Origin of the sequence: Escherichia sp. GZ89, from assembly GCF_019366485.1 — a bacterium.
Taxonomy (GTDB): domain Bacteria; phylum Pseudomonadota; class Gammaproteobacteria; order Enterobacterales; family Enterobacteriaceae; genus Escherichia; species Escherichia fergusonii.
This window is the reverse complement of the sequence record NZ_JAEOHX010000001.1, coordinates 833,728-851,091: the sequence shown is the minus strand read 5'-3', so window position 1 is coordinate 851,091 and position 17,364 is coordinate 833,728. Positions and strand designations below refer to the sequence as shown.

At 47.3% G+C, this 17,364-nt stretch carries 16 protein-coding genes; 3 read left to right on the top strand and 13 right to left on the bottom strand.

Annotated features, from left to right (window positions below):
* Window positions 1–6: 6 nt before the first annotated feature.
* From K0335_RS04080 to K0335_RS04070, 3 genes are all read right to left on the bottom strand, one after another.
* Entirely contained in the window at window positions 7–354 is a 348-nt protein-coding gene (locus K0335_RS04080; protein ID WP_001025382.1) for a DUF488 domain-containing protein, read from the bottom strand.
* A gap of 54 nt (window positions 355–408) precedes the next feature.
* Window positions 409–1,596 (bottom strand): CynX/NimT family MFS transporter, encoded by a 1,188-nt coding sequence (locus K0335_RS04075; RefSeq protein WP_000099315.1) that lies wholly within the window; start codon window positions 1,594–1,596, stop codon window positions 409–411.
* A 107-nt stretch (window positions 1,597–1,703) separates the two neighbouring features.
* Window positions 1,704–2,150, bottom strand: a complete 447-nt coding sequence (locus K0335_RS04070; protein ID WP_000460717.1) for a DUF441 domain-containing protein — start codon at window positions 2,148–2,150, stop codon at window positions 1,704–1,706.
* Between the two features lie 204 nt (window positions 2,151–2,354).
* On the opposite strand from K0335_RS04070, the gene yoaI reads away from it, so the two are divergent.
* Window positions 2,355–2,459 carry a small membrane protein YoaI gene (gene yoaI, locus K0335_RS04065; protein ID WP_032242820.1) on the top strand — a complete coding sequence of 35 codons (105 nt, stop codon included), beginning with the start codon at window positions 2,355–2,357 and terminating at the stop codon, window positions 2,457–2,459.
* On the opposite strand, the gene K0335_RS04060 is transcribed toward yoaI, so the two are convergent.
* The 5 genes from K0335_RS04060 to yeaG all read right to left on the bottom strand — a co-directional run bounded on the left by K0335_RS04060 (window position 2,419) and on the right by yeaG (window position 9,641).
* Window positions 2,419–2,970: a YbaK/prolyl-tRNA synthetase associated domain-containing protein gene (locus K0335_RS04060; RefSeq protein ID WP_000141321.1), complete on the bottom strand. Its 552-nt coding sequence runs from the start codon at window positions 2,968–2,970 to the stop codon at window positions 2,419–2,421. The genes yoaI and K0335_RS04060 overlap by 41 nt on opposite strands.
* A 42-nt stretch (window positions 2,971–3,012) precedes the next feature.
* On the bottom strand, window positions 3,013–4,503 hold the full coding sequence (dgcJ, locus tag K0335_RS04055; RefSeq protein ID WP_024256461.1) for a diguanylate cyclase DgcJ: 1,491 nt from the start codon (window positions 4,501–4,503) through the stop codon (window positions 3,013–3,015).
* Between the two features lie 182 nt (window positions 4,504–4,685).
* Window positions 4,686–6,032 (bottom strand): GGDEF domain-containing protein, encoded by a 1,347-nt coding sequence (locus K0335_RS04050; protein ID WP_180492035.1) that lies wholly within the window; start codon window positions 6,030–6,032, stop codon window positions 4,686–4,688.
* 278 nt (window positions 6,033–6,310) lie between these two features.
* Window positions 6,311–7,594: a YeaH/YhbH family protein gene (locus K0335_RS04045; RefSeq protein WP_000219697.1), complete on the bottom strand. Its 1,284-nt coding sequence runs from the start codon at window positions 7,592–7,594 to the stop codon at window positions 6,311–6,313.
* A 112-nt stretch (window positions 7,595–7,706) separates the two neighbouring features.
* Window positions 7,707–9,641: a protein kinase YeaG gene (gene yeaG / locus K0335_RS04040; RefSeq protein WP_001019857.1), complete on the bottom strand. Its 1,935-nt coding sequence runs from the start codon at window positions 9,639–9,641 to the stop codon at window positions 7,707–7,709.
* A gap of 435 nt (window positions 9,642–10,076) precedes the next feature.
* Between yeaG and mipA the strand changes: the two genes are divergently transcribed.
* Window positions 10,077–10,823, top strand: coding sequence for a scaffolding protein MipA (gene mipA, locus K0335_RS04035; protein ID WP_000163785.1), 747 nt, complete (start codon window positions 10,077–10,079; stop codon window positions 10,821–10,823).
* Window positions 10,824–10,912: 89 nt separating this feature from the next.
* Window positions 10,913–11,767: an aldo/keto reductase gene (locus K0335_RS04030; RefSeq protein WP_219393737.1), complete on the top strand. Its 855-nt coding sequence runs from the start codon at window positions 10,913–10,915 to the stop codon at window positions 11,765–11,767.
* A gap of 47 nt (window positions 11,768–11,814) precedes the next feature.
* On the opposite strand, the gene K0335_RS04025 is transcribed toward K0335_RS04030, so the two are convergent.
* The 5 genes from K0335_RS04025 to hflD all read right to left on the bottom strand — a co-directional run bounded on the left by K0335_RS04025 (window position 11,815) and on the right by hflD (window position 17,339).
* Window positions 11,815–12,936: a cupin domain-containing protein gene (locus K0335_RS04025; RefSeq protein ID WP_002431504.1), complete on the bottom strand. Its 1,122-nt coding sequence runs from the start codon at window positions 12,934–12,936 to the stop codon at window positions 11,815–11,817.
* 89 nt (window positions 12,937–13,025) lie between these two features.
* Entirely contained in the window at window positions 13,026–14,486 is a 1,461-nt protein-coding gene (gene phoQ, locus K0335_RS04020; RefSeq protein WP_000735365.1) for a two-component system sensor histidine kinase PhoQ, read from the bottom strand.
* Entirely contained in the window at window positions 14,486–15,157 is a 672-nt protein-coding gene (gene phoP / locus K0335_RS04015; protein ID WP_001265485.1) for a two-component system response regulator PhoP, read from the bottom strand. The genes phoQ and phoP overlap by 1 nt, the downstream gene beginning before the upstream one ends.
* Before the next feature lie 166 nt (window positions 15,158–15,323).
* Window positions 15,324–16,694 (bottom strand): adenylosuccinate lyase, encoded by a 1,371-nt coding sequence (purB, locus tag K0335_RS04010; protein WP_000423737.1) that lies wholly within the window; start codon window positions 16,692–16,694, stop codon window positions 15,324–15,326.
* A gap of 3 nt (window positions 16,695–16,697) precedes the next feature.
* Window positions 16,698–17,339: a high frequency lysogenization protein HflD gene (gene hflD / locus K0335_RS04005; RefSeq protein ID WP_001297479.1), complete on the bottom strand. Its 642-nt coding sequence runs from the start codon at window positions 17,337–17,339 to the stop codon at window positions 16,698–16,700.
* Between the last annotated feature and the right edge of the window lie 25 nt (window positions 17,340–17,364).

The following is a 17,364-nucleotide window of genomic DNA, read 5'->3' as shown; positions in this document are numbered from 1 at the left end:
CGAAAATTACAGAGTACGTAACCATTGAGCCAGCACAATCGCATGATTCTGCTGGCTATTTTTGGCGGAGTAGAGCAAGGTTAACGTTTGCTGGCGAGCGATTTTGGCCAGTCGTTCTCCTTCGTCTTTATGGCTTGCCAGTTCTTCCCGGTAAAGTTCACTAAAATGAGCGAAATCGATCTGTTCGGCGTGAAATAATTTGCGTAGCTCCGTGGATGGCGAGACGGTTTTATCCCACTCATCTAAAGCCAGATCCGTCTTTTTGATTCCACGAGGCCAAAGTCTGTCTACCAGCACCCGATAACCGTCGCTTTCTGATTTTGGGTCATAGACACGTTTGCACTGAATATTCATTTGTCACTCCTGATACCTTTTTACGGCAGACTAAACTATAGCAATAGCGAATGTTCACGATGCCTGGATTTCCTTGTCACGCCCGGCATACAGACCAAAAATAGCCATAATGGTTGAAAGCGCAGCGACAGCGATCAACGGGATATGCCAGTCGCCACTGCTGTCATGAATTTTACCCATTAGCGGCGGCCCACAAGCGGCTAACAGATAACCAACGGATTGCGCCATTCCCGAGAGTGCCGCCGCCTGATGTGCTGAACTGGCACGCAGGCCGATAAATGTCAGGCCGAGGATCATGGTTGCACCGGAGCCAAAGCCAAAAAGAATCGTCCAGAAGATAGCTTGCCCAGGGATAAACCACAGGCCAGCGGCGGCAACGGCACACATTAACGAGACTATAACCGCCACGCCGCGTTGATCCTTTACATGGTGAAGAAAAAGCGGGATCAGAAAACCTGGTGCTGCGGTTGCCAGCTGTAACAAACCATGGATTGAACCAGCCTGTGCCTCACTGAATCCTTGACTGAGTAAAATTGCCGGAAGCCAGCCAATAATAACGTAATAGATGAGTGAGTTAATGCCGAGAAAAAGTGTAACCTGCCAGGCAAGCGGAGAACGCCATATCCCACGTGGTTGCAGTGCCGGGGAATTTCCCAGCGAGGCGTTGTTCTGACTTTTCCATTGCGGCAGCCAGACGATAAAGGCCATTAACGGAAAAAACATCAGCATCAGCAATGCGCCACGCCAGCCAAAACCATGCAGTGCCAGCGGAACCACCAGTGTAGATCCTATTGCCGCTGCTGCGCCCATAGTGAGCGAATAAGCGCCTGTCAATTTGGCAACATACCCGGAAAAATCACGTTTAATCAGGCCAGGTAAGAGCACATTCCCCAGTGCAATTCCACAGCCAATAATGGCTGTGCCACAAAACAACAATGCCGCAGAGGGTAATGAACGAATAGCAATACCTGCGCAGATAAGCAGCAAGGCGGCAAACAGACTTCGCTCCATACCCCAGCGACGTGCTATCGATGCGGCAAGTGGAGACACCAGGGCAAATGCCAATAAAGGCAGGGTAGTCAACAGGCCGGTCTGGGCAGTTGTAAGACCGTAATCTGCACGAATCGCCTCCAGTAAAGGCGCTGCGCCAGTAAACGTTACGCGAAGAGTTGTGGCGATCATCAGCATTCCGGCAATCAAAAGAAAACCGTTTTTGCCACGTTGTATTGATGAAGAGGACATCGTCTTCCCATGAAATCAGTTGAGACATACCTTAACTACGGCAGTGGCTGACCCGCTGCGAGTTTTCGGAGGTATGACATAATTGGTTTGATTTGGCTAATCGAATGCTACTGTTTTCCGACAATAAGCGAGACCAGTCCTGCAGCAATCAACGGGCCAACGGGAACACCACGAAACAGTGCTACGCCAAGAACCGTACCCACAAGCAGACCGGCGACCAGTTGTGGCTGGCTGCCCATAAGAGTGACGCCACGACCGCCCAGCCAGGAAACAATCACCCCAACCGCAATTGCGACCAGTGATTTCCAGTTAAAAAATGAGTGAATTAACGTTGAGGGGGGCAGTGAGCCACTGGCGATAGGTGCCATTACGCCAATGGTCAGAATAATTATCCCAATCGTCAGGCCTTGTTTTTCGATCCACGGAAAGAAGGTACTCAGAGGCGTTACGCGTACGATAATCAGAACCAGAATTGAAACTGCGACAGTGGTGTTATGGCTAACAAAGCCCAGGGCAGCTAATCCCAACAGGATCAGCAGGGTGACATCAAACATCGTGGTTTCCTTGCCAAAATAATAAGCCTGCTTACTTTACAACTGTTGGCAGGCTTATTCAGATTTTTTTATCTTTTGTCCGTTTTTTGGTGGATGATGTGTGGTGAAAATATAACCATGACGAGCAAGTTGTCATCAAAGTGCCATCAATCAGCGCTATGAATATTCAGTGAGCTGTTCTCATTGTCATCACGGGGTGACACCATGAATGATCAAATGTTTGTTGAGACACTGATAATCACATCATCCTTTTTTGTCATTGCAGCAATTATTGTGCTTTCGGTGCTGATTCTTGAACGGGGAAGTTGAGGTCAGACTGCTGCACCTTACGAAAGGTAATCAGTTCTGGTTGCGCGATCCGTAGATAGTCAGCGGTGTTGAGAATGACCGATTTTGTCAGAACGCCTGCATTGAAAGCGATTTCGTCAAAACGTTCGAAGAGCAACGGATCGGCAACCAGCTTAAGCTCCGGGTGAAAACTGAAAGGCGGAATTGCGCCAAAAACACATCCGGTCAGCGCATCTACTTCCGCCGGGCTGGCAAGAGAAGCCCGTAGGCCACCGATATGTTTCGCAAGCTGGTCGAGGTCAGCTTGCTGGTCAGCGGCCAGAATCGCCAGCACATGTTGCTTAACACCGTTACCTTTTACTTTGCATACCAGTGCCTTTGCGCCCTGACCAAGGGCAGTGCCGCGAATTTCTGAAACTGCTTCGCATTTACCCACTGCTTCATGGCTGACCACGCGGTATTGCGCGTCTTTTTGTGTCAGCAAGGCAATCAACCGTTGGTGAGTCGCCATGCCTTTTACAACTTCAGTCATCGATAACTCCCGATTTTCCTACAAAAACAACCATCAAGGGTATCACGAAGACATGTGATGTTGATGTTTGTTGATATAGAGTTGTGCATCGGAAGCTTTATAAGCATCATTAAGCGTATCGCCTGGTTTCATCCTGTAATAGCCAGAAGAAAAGCGGAAATCTTTATCCGGCGCAATGCTATGCATTTTTTTCGCAATACGGTCAGCGAGGCCAGAGGCGGTCTCTTCGGTGGAATCGATCAAGATCACGCAAAATTCATCACCACCGAGGCGAATTGCATAATCACTCTTACGCACCGAGCTTTTTATTGCCTTTGCCAGCAGAGAAATAGCCAGATCCCCTTCATGATGACCCAACGTGTCATTAATCACTTTCAGGTTGTCTAAATCCAGCGAGATAAAAAATACGGCTTTTCCCGTTTCAGCTAATCGTTGCAAACGCTGCTCAAGGGATGAGGTCAGAATTTTGCGGTTATACAATCCCGTCATCGCATCGCTGATATTTTCACGCGTAACATTGAAGTAGAGACGAAAATGCATGCGTACCATATTTAGCAGCAGGGCAGTCGCCACTAAATAGAAAGCAAAGGCTTTCCAGGAAGAAGCAAAGAAATAGAGGATATCCAGCGATAAAGTGATGCGCATACCGCCAGGTAAATCCTGGACGTATTTAACGTAGGAAAAGAGATTGCTTTCACTTTTGTGAACGACAATATCCTGGCCAGAATCCAAATCACTCAGTGTGACATTGAGATATTGCCACGCCAGTGGGCGGTTTCTTGTATAGAAAATGTTATAAAGATTTTCGTTGTCAATATCGACCAGCACCATACCTTTCAACTGCCCGGCACGATAAACCGGGGTTAAAAAACTCATGATATTTTTCCCGGTAAGATTATCCTTATAAATACTGGAAAGCACCGTTCTGCCGGTAAAGACATTGTCGAGTATTTTATGGTCGATCCCCATGGTGCCCCGATGTAAAAAGGACCAGTTGTTCATGATGAAATTTTCGGAGTCGATCTGCTCGTAAAAATAGACATAACGATTACTGAGATCGAGGTAATAGTGAAACTTCTCTTCAGTGAGACCTAAGCCTTTACCATAATCATCCTGATGGCGATTTGCTTTTACGGCCTGGTCAAAAGCAGGCAGCAAGGAAATATCCTCGGCCAGATCATTACAATCTGCAGAAGTCGATTGCAGTGTACCGTGCAAACCTGGGTAGGTATGACGCACAAGGTTCATACCGTAAATGCCGTTCATGCTTTCCCAGGAACGGCAAATATCCTGTTTTTGTTCATCACTAATGGGTTCTCTGGGCGTGGCAAAGGCCCGCATCAGGTGCGCGGCTATGCTCTGGTTCTGATATTTATCATACAAAAAAGACGAATCAGCCCGCTGTACAATGTAGTGCAGATAAGCGGTCATTGCCCGATCGCTGGCAATGAGTTCATAAATAAGGAAGGAAGAAGTCAGTATAATGACACTTGCGGCGATAAAATGCCGGAGCATTCTATGGTGCAATTTCATGATATTTAGCACTCCTCCTGTCAGGGAAATGAGAAAATCAGATGAAATACGCGAAGCGAACGGCGCAAAGGCGGGTAATTATACTCAGCGCGCGGACAAGAAATAGGGAAATTTAGAGTTAGTTTGATAAAAAATGTATCAACAACCACGTCGTTATGACGTGGTTGTGAATAAAATCTCATTTATATCCGATGAATAATCACCTGATTGCCACCATTATGTTTGGCATCAGAAAGGGCGGCATCACTGGCTGTCATAATTTGCGAGACAGTGAGATTTTGGCATTCGGTATAGACAGCACCGATACTGATAGTCATTTGCTGAGGTATATCGTAAATATTGCCAGCGGCACTAAGAAATTCCACATTTTTTCGTATACGTTCAGTAATGATTTTTGTCTGTGCATGATTCAGGTCGGTGAAGATCAATGCAAATACTTCGCCTTCTAATCGTGCAAAGATATCATCCGGCCGGACGCTCTGCTGGATAATGTCGACGACCGATACCAGCACTTTATCGCCAACCTGATGTCCCCAGTGATTATTGATTTTTTTGAACTGATCAATGTCAATCATCATGACACAAATTGCGGGCAGTTGATGGCTGTTTAATAATCCATCGAGTTTATTAAAAAAATAGCGACGGTTATAAATATTTGTTAACACATCATTAATCGCCATTTTACTGGATAATTGCAACTCCTGAAAAATATTGTAAATCAGGAATGAAACAACAAAAAGTTTACTCGATACTTCTATACCACGGCTTATATACCAAATGGCGTAGTTATATTCATCCAGCGTCAATAATAAGAGGTTACAACATAGTGATGCCAGGCATAATAGGGCAATGCATGGCCAAACATCCGAAGTCAAACCAGTACGTGCTACGATAAAAAAAAGTAAAAATGCCCACAGGCATACTAAAATTTTGGTGTAATTAATTCCCCATGTCGCTGTATGGTTATTTGGGCAATAATCCACCACGTATAAAGCGTAATCGGGATTATAACTACTCAGATTGTGTGCTATAAAAGGGAAGACTAAAAATGGCACCATCGCTACCAGCAGAATGTAAAATTTTCTTTTATTATTAATTAGTGCTTGAGTTTTTTGATCTGAGCAAATGAGCGCTAATCCCACCAAAAAGATAAAGCTTAACTGACGGAAAACATAAAAAATAGACACATCATTCGATTTGGTTTGAATGAGTGTGCTTTCATTGATTGGGTTTTGAATAACTACAATAGTTTCAATAAGATAGATTAATCCACTTAAAAATGCCAGGCTTAAGATAAGCGTGGGAAGAATATCCTTATTGGTAAAATACTTCATCAACATGAAAAGGAAAATGATGGTGTTAAGAAACAATAATGCCACTACAACCATCAGGTAATTCATTTGGGGAATGAGTTTTACATTTGTATTTTCATTGTATAACGTGGTAATGCAAAAAAGGATGAGTGTCAATAACAACGTGAATATAAAAAAGCTTTGCGCTTTAACTTTTTGTGTGCCCATAAATACCATTAATAAGGGGGACTGTGAGGATTGGATTTTATTGATGCATCAAATTTGCAGTTTTGACGAAGATCAATTTTTCTTACTGCTATTTTAATAAATAAAATATAGCGCGAGAAAACCAGAGAGTATATGAAGTTTTTTCCGAATGATTGTTTTAACAATCAATTGTAAAGATAACGAAATTTATAATATCAGTATGTCATGATTTGTCTTTATAATAACGTATGAATTTACATAAAAGCTAATGATTCAGCCAGCGATCAATTGCTGGCTGAAATTAGTCATTAATCTTTAACAGTAGCGTTTTGCTTATGAAACAATTCGCGGAATACCGGATAAATATCGTCCTGATCGCGAATATGCTGCATTGCAAAGTTTTCGAAAGTTGATTGTAAATGCTCATATTCTCGCCATAACGTTTGATGAGCACGTCGGGTTATTTCGATATAGCTGTAATATCGCACAACGGGGAGTAGTTTTTTCGCCAGAATTTCATGGCAAAGTGGCGAGTCATCTGCCCAGTTGTCACCATCTGAGGCTTGTGCTGCATAAATATTCCATTGCGCCGGGTCATACCGCGCCTGGACGACTTCATCCATCAGCTTCAATGCGCTGGAAACGATAGTACCGCCGGTTTCTTGCGAGTAGAAAAACTCATGCTCATCAACTTCCTTCGCCTGAGTATGGTGACGTATATACACCACTTCCACGTTTTTATAGGTACGGCTTAAAAACAGATATAGCAGGATATAGAAGCGCTTAGCCATATCTTTGGTGGATTGGTCCATCGATCCTGAAACGTCCATCAGGCAGAACATAACTGCCTGACTGGAAGGGTCAGGGCGCTTCTCGTAGTTTTTGTAACGAAGATCGAAAGTATCGATAAATGGTACGCGAGAGATTTTCTCCCGCAGTTCAGCAATTTCTTTACGCAACCGCTCTTCTTCCAGAAGCTGAGCGGGTTCACTGTTGCTAATGATTTGCAGTGTTTCTTCCAAAGCATGTAGCTCACGTCGTTTACCTGCGGTCATAGCGGTACGACGTGCCAGTGAGTTCTGCAACGAGCGCACAACACTTATATTCGCCGGAACACCGTTAGCGGTATATCCTGCGCGATGCGTTTTATACTCTGTTAACTGTCGTTGCTGGTTACGCTTGAGATTAGGTAAGGCCAAATCTTCAAAGAGCAGATCAAGATATTCATCTTTCGAGATCTGAAAAACAAACTCATCCTGACCTTCACCGTCCTGACTGGCCTGGCCCTGACCGCTTCCTGAACCACCGCCACCGCCCTGAGGACGTTCGATACGGTCGTTCTGTACAAAATGGTCGTTTCCTGGATGCACACGATGGCGTAAACCACCACGCCCCTGATGAAACATCGGTTCGCTAATATCTTCCGTTGGAATGGATACGGACTCGCCGCTGTCGACGTCAGTCACCGAACGCTTATTAATGGCCTCGGAGATCGACTGTTTAATTTGCGCTTTATAACGGCGTAAAAAACGCTGGCGATTCACCATGCTTTTGTTTTTGCCGTTCAGACGCCGGTCAATAAACCAGGTCATATGCCCCCCGTACTACATTTGCCAACTGTTTGCTACGCCTGTGTTGCCGCTTCTCTGGCCCACGGTTCGCTGTCGTTGTAGGCCCGGTAGCATGCGTACCGGGCCATGGTTGTTAAGACGATTTACGTACGCGCAAATACCATTCGCACAGTAAACGCACCTGTTTACGGGTGTAGCCTTTCTCCATCATACGGTCGACAAAATCGTCGTGTTTCTTTTGCTCGTCGGTTGACGTTTTGGCGTTAAACGAAATCACCGGCAGCAGCTCCTCGGTATTAGAGAACATTTTCTTCTCAATAACCGTGCGCAGTTTTTCATAGCTGGTCCAGTTCGGATTGCGTCCGCTGTTATTCGCTCTGGCGCGCAGTACGAAGTTGACAATCTCGTTGCGGAAATCCTTCGGATTACTGATCCCCGCCGGTTTTTCGATTTTCTCCAGCTCAGCGTTGAGAGATTCGCGGTCAAACAACTGCCCGGTATCCGGGTCGCGATACTCCTGATCCTGAATCCAGAAATCTGCATAAGTGACATAACGGTCAAAAATGTTCTGTCCATATTCAGAATAGGATTCAAGATAGGCAGTCTGAATCTCTTTACCGATAAACTCGGCATATTTCGGAATCAGATAACCTTTCAGGAACTCCAGATAGCGTTCTGCCTGCTCCTGGGGGAACTGCTCGCGTTCTATCTGTTGTTCCAGTACGTAGAACAGATGAACAGGGTTTGCCGCCACTTCCACGTGGTCAAAGTTAAACACCCTGGAGAGGATCTTAAACGCGAAACGCGTGGACAGACCGTTCATCCCTTCATCAACGCCTGCGTAATCACGATATTCCTGATACGACTTGGCTTTGGGATCAGTGTCTTTCAGACTTTCGCCATCATAAACCCGCATCTTTGAATAAATACTGGAGTTTTCTGGCTCTTTCAGGCGCGAAAGAATCGAAAAGCGTGATAGTGTTTCGAGTGTGCCAGGCGCACACGGGGCGTGAGTCAGTTCACTATGATTAAGCAATTTCTCGTAGATTTTGATCTCTTCGGAAATACGCAAGCAATACGGTACTTTCACGATATAAACGCGGTCGAGGAAAGCTTCGTTGTTCTTGTTATTACGGAAAGTGACCCATTCGGATTCGTTCGAGTGGGCAAGAATAATTCCGTTAAACGGCAGGGCGGAGATACCTTCCGTCCCGTTGTAGTTACCTTCCTGAGTGGCGGTTAACAGTGGATGCAGCACTTTAATCGGTGCTTTAAACATCTCGACAAATTCCATAATCCCCTGGTTGGCGCGACACAGTGCACCGGAATAGCCGTAGGCGTCTGGATCGTTCTGCGCATAGTGTTCGAGTTTACGAATATCGACTTTGCCCACTAACGCTGAAATATCCTGGTTGTTCTCATCGCCAGGTTCAGTTTTAGCGATGGCGATTTGCTGCAGGATGGACGGCCAGACTTTTACCACCCGGAATTTAGTGATATCGCCGCCAAATTCATGCAGCCGTTTAGCTGCCCACGGCGACATAATAGTGCCAAGGTAGCGACGCGGAATACCGTACTCTTTTTCAAGAATCTGCGCATCTTCCTGTGGATTAAACAGACAGAACGGATGATCGTTCACCGGGCTTCGTTCACCGTTGGCGCTCAATACATAAATAGGCACGCGTTGCATTAATGATTTCAGTCGTTCAGCAAGTGACGACTTACCCCCACCCACAGGCCCCAGCAGATACAGGATTTGTTTCTTCTCTTCCAGCCCTTGAGCCGCGTGTTTCAGATAAGAGACAATCTGTTCAATCGCGTCTTCCATGCCGTAAAACTCTTCAAAGGCCGGATAACGTGCGATGACCCGGTTAGAGAAGAGCCGAGAAAGTCTGGGTTCCTGGGCCGTATCGACCATGACTGGCTCACCAATAGCCATCAGTAGCCGCTCTGCCGCATTGGCATATGCACTGCGATCTTGCCGACAAATGGTAAGAAACTCCTGCAGTGTGAACTCTTCGTCCTTGGCAGCTTCATAACGCTGGCGATAGTGATCGAATATATTCATGGTATGCCGTCCTTTCGTTTTTTAGCACAGGTTAAGAGCCGTTCATATGAATAGTAGAGGCTCCCGGAAGAGGTAAACTGAACGACGTCTGATGCTAATCAACAGCAACTCTCGTGCCACTTTCATGACGAAGAGAATAACGTGCTCCTGGATACGCCTTCTAAAATTAAGCGTAGATGGCAATTAAGAAAATTGCCTGTACTTGCAAATGCGTTTCAATGGCATAGGCGCGATTCAAGCGTAAAAAATGCATAACTAACATTCAGAAAAATGGTGTTGATCACATTATTGACATTCTGCTGTCATGTTCGCGTTATCACTGTCAGGGAAATTAGACAGTTACCTTGTTAAAGGAATACGCAAAATAGTTGGGTTTAAACATATTGCCGGGTAAACTTTGCCGCCCGTAAACATTGGTTTAAGGAATAATAGATTGTGACCAAACTCAAACTTCTGGCACTTGGTGTGCTGATCGCAACGTCCGCTGGTGTGGCGCAGGCTGAAAGCAACTTCTCTCTGGGCGCTGGGGTAGGTGTGGTTGAGCACCCATATAAAGATTATGACACTGACGTGTACCCGGTTCCGGTCATTAACTACGAAGGCGATAACTTCTGGTTTCGTGGTTTAGGTGGTGGTTACTACCTGTGGAATGACGCGACGGATAAACTCTCGGTAACTGCTTACTGGTCTCCGCTCTATTTCAAAGCGAAAGACAGTGGTGATCACCAAATGCGTCGTCTGGAAGATCGTAAGAGCACCATGATGGCAGGTCTCTCTTATGCCCACTTCACCCAGTATGGTTACCTGCGTACTACCATTGCCGGTGACACTCTGGATAACAGCAATGGACTGGTCTGGGATCTTGCCTGGCTTTATCGTTACACCAACGGTGGCCTGACCCTGACGCCGGGTATCGGTGTTCAGTGGAACAGCGAAAACCAGAACGAATACTACTACGGTGTTTCGCGCAAAGAGTCTGCCCGCAGTGGTCTGCGCGGCTATAACCCGAACGATAGCTGGAGCCCGTACCTCGAACTGAGCGCCAACTACAATTTCACGGGTGACTGGAGCGTTTACGGTTCAGCACGTTACACTCGCCTGTCTGACGAAGTCACCGACAGCCCGATGGTGGATAAATCCTGGACTGGTCTGATTTCTGCCGGGATCACGTACAAATTCTGATTGTGCTCCTCCAAAGCGCATTTTATGCATAAAAACAGGGCGTCATGCCCTGTTTTGCATTACGGTGGTGCATAAACAAGGAGGATGTGATGCAAAAGAAATCGATTCTTTTTAGTGGTGGAGCATCTTTGCCAGCAATGGGTCAGGGAACCTGGTATATGGGCGAGGATGCAGGCAAGCGCAAAGAGGAAGTCGCTGCACTGCGTGCGGGCATTGAGCTGGGGTTAACGCTGATTGATACCGCAGAAATGTATGCTGACGGCGGTGCCGAAAAGGTGGTTGGCGAAGCGCTGACGGGTCTGCGTGATAACGTATTCCTCGTTTCTAAAGTTTATCCGTGGAATGCGGGTGGCAAAAAAGCCATTGCAGCTTGTGAAAATAGCCTGCATCGTCTGAATACCGAATATCTTGATCTTTATTTGCTGCACTGGTCAGGCAGTTTCACATTTGAAGAAACTGTGGATGCAATGGAAACGCTTATCGCGCAAGGAAAAATCTGTCGTTGGGGTGTTTCTAATCTCGATTATGCTGATATGCAGGCGTTGTGGCAGACCACAGGGGGTAAGCAATGCGCCACTAACCAGGTGCTTTATCATCTCGGTTCACGCGGGATCGAATATGATCTCCTGCCATGGTGCCAGCAGCAACATATGCCAGTAATGGCGTACAGTCCATTAGCACAAGCCGGACGGCTACGAAATGGCTTGTTTAATCACCCCGTGGTTATTGATATTGCCCACAGGCATAGCGCCACGGCGGCGCAAATTTTACTGGCATGGGTGATCAGCCACCAGGGCGTGATGGCTATTCCGAAAGCGGCAACGGTTGACCACGTTAAACAGAATGCTGCGGCACTGGATTTGACACTTTCCAGTGAAGAATTAGCGTTATTAGATAAAGCTTTTCCAGCACCGAAAGGCAAAACGGCACTGGATATGATGTGACTGGAGATAAGATATGCCTGAGCCCAGTAAAGATGCTCAGGCATTTTTTACCCTTCGAAGAACCAGTAACCGCTATTTACCAGTGCTGCCAGCATGGCAAGAAAAGAGGGATCTTCCAGCGCATCGCCGAAGTTATCGGCTGTCAGGACAATATGACTGGCCAGAGCATCCAGTGCCTGGCGATGTGGAGTGTCAATTTTCTCGCCATTGGCAAAGACATCATCGCCAATACGTAATACCCGCAGACCACCAAGACGGACTAATGACTCGCCCTGGGAAAGCGCATCGTAAATCTCATCGGGTTGGTAAGGCGGTTCCGGCGGTGCAACATCCAACTCATGACGTGACTGAGAAATAAACTCACCAAACCACTGGGAGAAATGCTCCGGCTGATTGATGAGATCAAGCATCATTCCGCGCAGTTTATCCATCTCCTGAGGCAGGATATCGGCAGGGTGGCTACGGGAAGGCAGATCAGGATCACTGTAGTAATTACCGCCAAGATCACGTTGCAGTACATAATCAGCAAAACCGCTAATTAGCTCACGGGTATTTGGCGCACGAAAACCAACAGAGTAGTTCATGGCGTTTTCCAGCGCATAGCCTTCATGCGGAAATCCTGGTGGAATGTACAGGATATCGCCTGGTTCCAGTTCTTCATCAATAATCGCTTCGAATGGTTCCACCTGCAGCAGGTCAGGGTGTGGGCAATGTTGCTTCATCGGCAGTTTTTCGCCAACACGCCAACGACGACGCCCCGTGCCCTGAATGATAAACACATCATATTGATCGAGATGGGGGCCAACACCGCCGCCAGGCACCGAAAAGGAGATCATGAGATCGTCAATACGCCAGTCCGGTAGCTCGCGGAAGGGCCGCATCAGCGCGGCTGTAGGCTCATGCCAGTGGTTGACGGCTTGTACCAGCAGTGACCAGTTGGTTTCACCCAAATGATCATAGCTTTCAAAAGGGCCGTGACTGACTTGCCATTTGCCATCGAGATTATTTACAAGACGGCTATCGACTTCACTTTCCATCGCCAGCCCAGCCAGTTCGTCCGGGGAGATAGGATCGATGAAGTTATTAAAGCCGCGTTTTATCACCACCGGGCGCTTTTGCCAGTGATGTTGCAGAAAATCGGGCCAGTTGAGGGTTAATTGGTATTCCATAATGAGCATCCACAGACTGATATCTGTCAGCGATTATAACGGATGCTTAACCTTATTAGGGCAATCTGCTCATATTTATTACATGCAGGTTAATCATTTTTCTGACCTGCTTGCTGACGTCCAAAAATGACCTCCATTCTGGCACCGCCAGGTAGGCTTTCTCCGGCTATGATTTGCCCATCATACTGTTCGGTGATCTCGCGTGCCACAGCCAGTCCAACCCCCTGACCAGGACGAAGGGTATCGACTCGTTGCCCGCGATCAAACACCATTTCTCGTTTCTCAGGTGGGATACCAGGGCCATCATCTTCCACAATGATATGCAACGCATCATCAGTCAGGCGGGCGGAAATCTCAACAAACTCAAGACAATATTTGCAGGCGTTATCGAGCACATTTCCCATGACTTCGACAAAATCATTTTTCTCGCCAACAAAACTGATTTCTGGGGAAATATCGACAGTTATTGTCACCCCTTTACGCTGATAAACCTTATTTAATGCACAAATGAGATTATCCAACAGCGGCGCGACAGGATGTAGCTCCCGGCTGAGTAATCCGCCGCCGCGCATATTCGCTCGGTGTAAATAATAACCAATTTGCTGCGAAATACGGCTGATTTGTTCCAGCATTATGGGTTCAGCATCATTGACGGTCATTTTTCCGTTACGCAGAGAGCGCAAGGTGCTTTGTAAAACAGCGAGAGGCGTTTTCAGGCTATGGGTAAGGTCTGTGAGCGTGGTGCGGTATTTGTCATAACGTTCACGTTCGCTTTTTAACAGGCGGTTAAGATTGCGCACCAGACTGGTGAGCTCACGGGTGGTATCGGGATTGAGCATTTCGCGGTGATGCTCTTCCAGCTCATGCACCTCACGGGCCAGCGCTTCAATTGGACGCAAACTCCACCATGCGGCGACCCAAAGAAGAGGAATTACCAGTAACAGGTTTGCTATCAACACATAGACAAACCAGCTCCACACCATATAAGAACGTTTAAGTTCTACGGGAACAGTGTCCACCACCACAATCGTCAACTGCGGCATTTGCGCGGTTGCCGGATACACATTTACCGCCACCGAATGCGTCATTTCGGCGTCACTATCATCTTCCCGTACTTCATTAAGCTGCTCCTGAACGCTGTGATCTTTAGTCAGTAAACTGCTGGTGGAATTAACATCCGTTTCGATTTCATGAAAACCGTTTGTTTTTAACCACTCCGGTCGAATCTGTTTAATTAACCACGGTACATTGCGTTGCGCCCAAAGCAATTTGCCATTTTCATCATAAATGATCGACATCGTTGGACTTTGCCGGTCAATATTCTCCGGCAACTCAACATGCAACTGGTTGTCGTCCCATTTGGCAAGCGTATAGAAAAGATTACTTTCACCGCGCAACAGGCGGAAGGTCGTTTTATCGAAACTGACGCTATAGCCAATAAGTGCCACCATGCCATAAGCCAGTGAAAGCACCAGAACAACCGCTGCCGTTGCCAGCAAAAAACGCAGCCGTAACGACAGGGGAAAAATATGACGCAATAGTTTTTTCATCAGTGAAGTTCGAATAAATATCCCTGACCACGTACAGTGGTAATGACCTCATCCGGATACTGGGCCTGAATTTTTTTACGTAGTCGCCCCATTAATACATCAATAGTGTGGCTTTCACGTAATTCTGCATCCGGGTAGAGTTGCAACATTAATGAGTCTTTACTCACCACTTTGCCATTATTACGAATCAACGTTTCCATAATGGTGTATTCAAAAGCGGTAAGTTTAATGATCTCATTATTGATTGATAATTCCCGGCGGGAGAGATCAACCTGGAATGGTGGTAAGGAGATTACCTGAGAGGCAAGACCACTATTACGGCGCAGTAATGCCTGCATACGGGCAATCACCTCTTCAATATGAAACGGTTTGGTGACGTAATCATCTGCCCCGGCACTCAACACTTCCACTTTATCCTGCCAGCCTTCACGGGCGGTTAATACCAGAACAGGCAGTGAAATATCATTACTACGCCAGCGACGAATCAATGAAAGACCATCTTCATCGGGAAGACCAAGATCGATAATTGCGATATCTGGTTCATGCTCATTAAGGAAATAATCAGCCTCTTTAGCATCCTCCGCATCGTCGACCTGATGTCCGGCATCCTGAAGCTGTACTTTCAGGTGATGACGCAACAATGGATTATCTTCGACAACCAGCACACGCATTTTTATTTCTCCCTGTCTTAATTATGAAATTAGTGTAACGCGATTATGTGTTTGTGGGGGTAAACATTCAATAAACCAGCGGGGAGGGGAGGTAAAGTGAAAAAATAAAAAATGGATTTTTAATAAGCAGGCCGGACAGCATCGCCATCCGGCACTGATTTAAGGCTTATTTCAGTTCATCAACCATGGTGATGGCGCGACCAATATAGTTAGCCGGCGTCATCGCTTTCAGGCGTGCTTTTTCTTCTTCCGGCAACGCCAGACCGTCGATAAATTGCTTCATGCCTTCGGCGTCAACGCGCTTACCTCGAGTCAGCTCTTTCAACTTCTCGTACGGTTTTTCGATGCCATAGCGACGCATAACTGTCTGGATTGGCTCAGCCAGCACTTCCCAGTTGTGATCCAGTTCATCCAGCAGATGGTCACGGTTCACTTCCAGTTTGCTCACGCCTTTCAGGGTGGATTGATACGCAATCAGCGCATAACCGATACCCACGCCGAGGTTACGCAGCACGGTAGAGTCGGTCAGGTCACGCTGCCAGCGGGAAACCGGCAGTTTGCTTGCCAGGTGCTGCAATACCGCGTTGGAAAGCCCCAGATTACCTTCGGAGTTTTCGAAGTCGATCGGGTTAACTTTATGCGGCATGGTGGAAGAACCAATCTCACCAGCAATGGTTTTCTGTTTGAAGTGGTTAAGGGCGATATAACCCCAGACGTCACGATCAAAGTCGATCAGAATGGTGTTGAAGCGCGCAACGCAATCAAACAGTTCGGCAATATAGTCGTGTGGTTCGATCTGGGTGGTGTACGGGTTCCACTGAATACCCAGCGAGGTGACGAACTCTTCGCTGAACTGATGCCAGTCAACTTCCGGATAAGCGGCGATGTGGGCGTTATAGTTACCGACCGCGCCGTTGATTTTGCCGAGGATCTCCACCTGATTAAGCTGGCGGTACTGACGTTCCATGCGGTAGGCGACGTTTGCCATCTCTTTACCGATGGTTGACGGAGTGGCTGGCTGACCGTGGGTACGGGACAGAAGCGGGATATCGCGATACTGAACGGCGAGATCTTTAATGCCATCAATCAGTTGACGCCAGTATGGCAGGATCACTTCATCACGCGCGGTTTTCAGCATCAACGCGTGGGAAAGGTTATTGATATCTTCCGAAGTACAGGCAAAGTGGATGAATTCAGAAACTGCGTGCAGTTCCGGGATATCGGCCACTTTTTCTTTCAGGAAATACTCAACCGCTTTAACGTCGTGGTTAGTGGTACGCTCGATGGTTTTGATGCGTGCTGCATCTTCTTCGCTGAAACTGGCGACAATTGCATCAAGGTAACCGATTGCGTCGGCAGCAAAAGCAGGAACTTCCTTGATCGCTGCGTGCGCGGCCAGTTTTTGCAGCCAACGTACTTCAACTTGTACACGGAATTTCAGCAAACCATATTCGCTGAAAATCCCGCGCAGCGCGCTGACTTTATCGCCGTAGCGTCCATCGACAGGGGAAACGGCGGTCAGTGAGGATAATTCCATAGATCACAACTCCGGGGTTAAATGAGCAAGAATTTGTTTTGCCTGAGTGGTCAGGCGATTACGAGAAAACATCAGTTGCAGACGTCCGCCGCCGACCTGGTGCCAGAGCACGGCGGCGCGAATGCCTGCCAGCAGGGTGGCGCGGACTTTCGCCTGCACCTGTGGGCTTTGCAGTACAGCAGGAGATCCGGTGACCTGAATGCGCGGGCCTAGCGGGCTAATCACATCAACATAAATAGCGGCCATCGCGCTCATCAGCGTTTCGGACTGTAGATCGAAGTGTTCGAGCTGACGTTGCAGGCCGTTGATGCGGTTGCCCAGAGTGTCGAGCGCACCTTTCGCTGAGGAAAGTTTGCGCTCAAGCACCATCAGGCTAAGGGTGTAGCGGGTTAACTCAGCATTTAAGCCCTGGCGACTGCTGGCGTTGAGCACGCCGAGCAATGTTTCCAGCCCGACGCGCAGGTTAGCTTCGCTGCCACCAAAAACCGCCAGCGTGGAGCTGGGGTTCATATCGATAATACTGTTGAGTGAGACGTGTAGCGCATCGGCATCACAATGCCCCTGGTGAGCGAGTTGTTGCACCAGGCGTGCCGACTGACAAATACCGGCCAGGGCGAGGGTGATGTCATAGTAATTCTTTGCCACGTTCACTGCTTCCTTGTTTAAGTAA

Excerpts from the sequence above, each read along its gene's own strand:
- K0335_RS04080 (WP_001025382.1), bottom strand. The coding sequence starts at position 354 with ATGAATATTCAGTGCAAACGTGTCTATGACCCAAAATCAGAAAGCGAC.
- K0335_RS04075 (WP_000099315.1), bottom strand. The coding sequence starts at position 1,596 with ATGTCCTCTTCATCAATACAACGTGGCAAAAACGGTTTTCTTTTGATT.
- K0335_RS04070 (WP_000460717.1), bottom strand. The coding sequence starts at position 2,150 with ATGTTTGATGTCACCCTGCTGATCCTGTTGGGATTAGCTGCCCTGGGC.
- yoaI (WP_032242820.1), top strand. The coding sequence starts at position 2,355 with ATGAATGATCAAATGTTTGTTGAGACACTGATAATCACATCATCCTTT.
- K0335_RS04060 (WP_000141321.1), bottom strand. The coding sequence starts at position 2,970 with ATGACTGAAGTTGTAAAAGGCATGGCGACTCACCAACGGTTGATTGCC.
- dgcJ (WP_024256461.1), bottom strand. The coding sequence starts at position 4,503 with ATGAAATTGCACCATAGAATGCTCCGGCATTTTATCGCCGCAAGTGTC.
- K0335_RS04050 (WP_180492035.1), bottom strand. The coding sequence starts at position 6,032 with ATGGTATTTATGGGCACACAAAAAGTTAAAGCGCAAAGCTTTTTTATA.
- K0335_RS04045 (WP_000219697.1), bottom strand. The coding sequence starts at position 7,594 with ATGACCTGGTTTATTGACCGGCGTCTGAACGGCAAAAACAAAAGCATG.
- yeaG (WP_001019857.1), bottom strand. The coding sequence starts at position 9,641 with ATGAATATATTCGATCACTATCGCCAGCGTTATGAAGCTGCCAAGGAC.
- K0335_RS04030 (WP_219393737.1), top strand. The coding sequence starts at position 10,913 with ATGCAAAAGAAATCGATTCTTTTTAGTGGTGGAGCATCTTTGCCAGCA.
- K0335_RS04025 (WP_002431504.1), bottom strand. The coding sequence starts at position 12,936 with ATGGAATACCAATTAACCCTCAACTGGCCCGATTTTCTGCAACATCAC.
- phoQ (WP_000735365.1), bottom strand. The coding sequence starts at position 14,486 with ATGAAAAAACTATTGCGTCATATTTTTCCCCTGTCGTTACGGCTGCGT.
- phoP (WP_001265485.1), bottom strand. The coding sequence starts at position 15,157 with ATGCGTGTGCTGGTTGTCGAAGATAATCCATTGTTGCGTCATCACCTG.
- purB (WP_000423737.1), bottom strand. The coding sequence starts at position 16,694 with ATGGAATTATCCTCACTGACCGCCGTTTCCCCTGTCGATGGACGCTAC.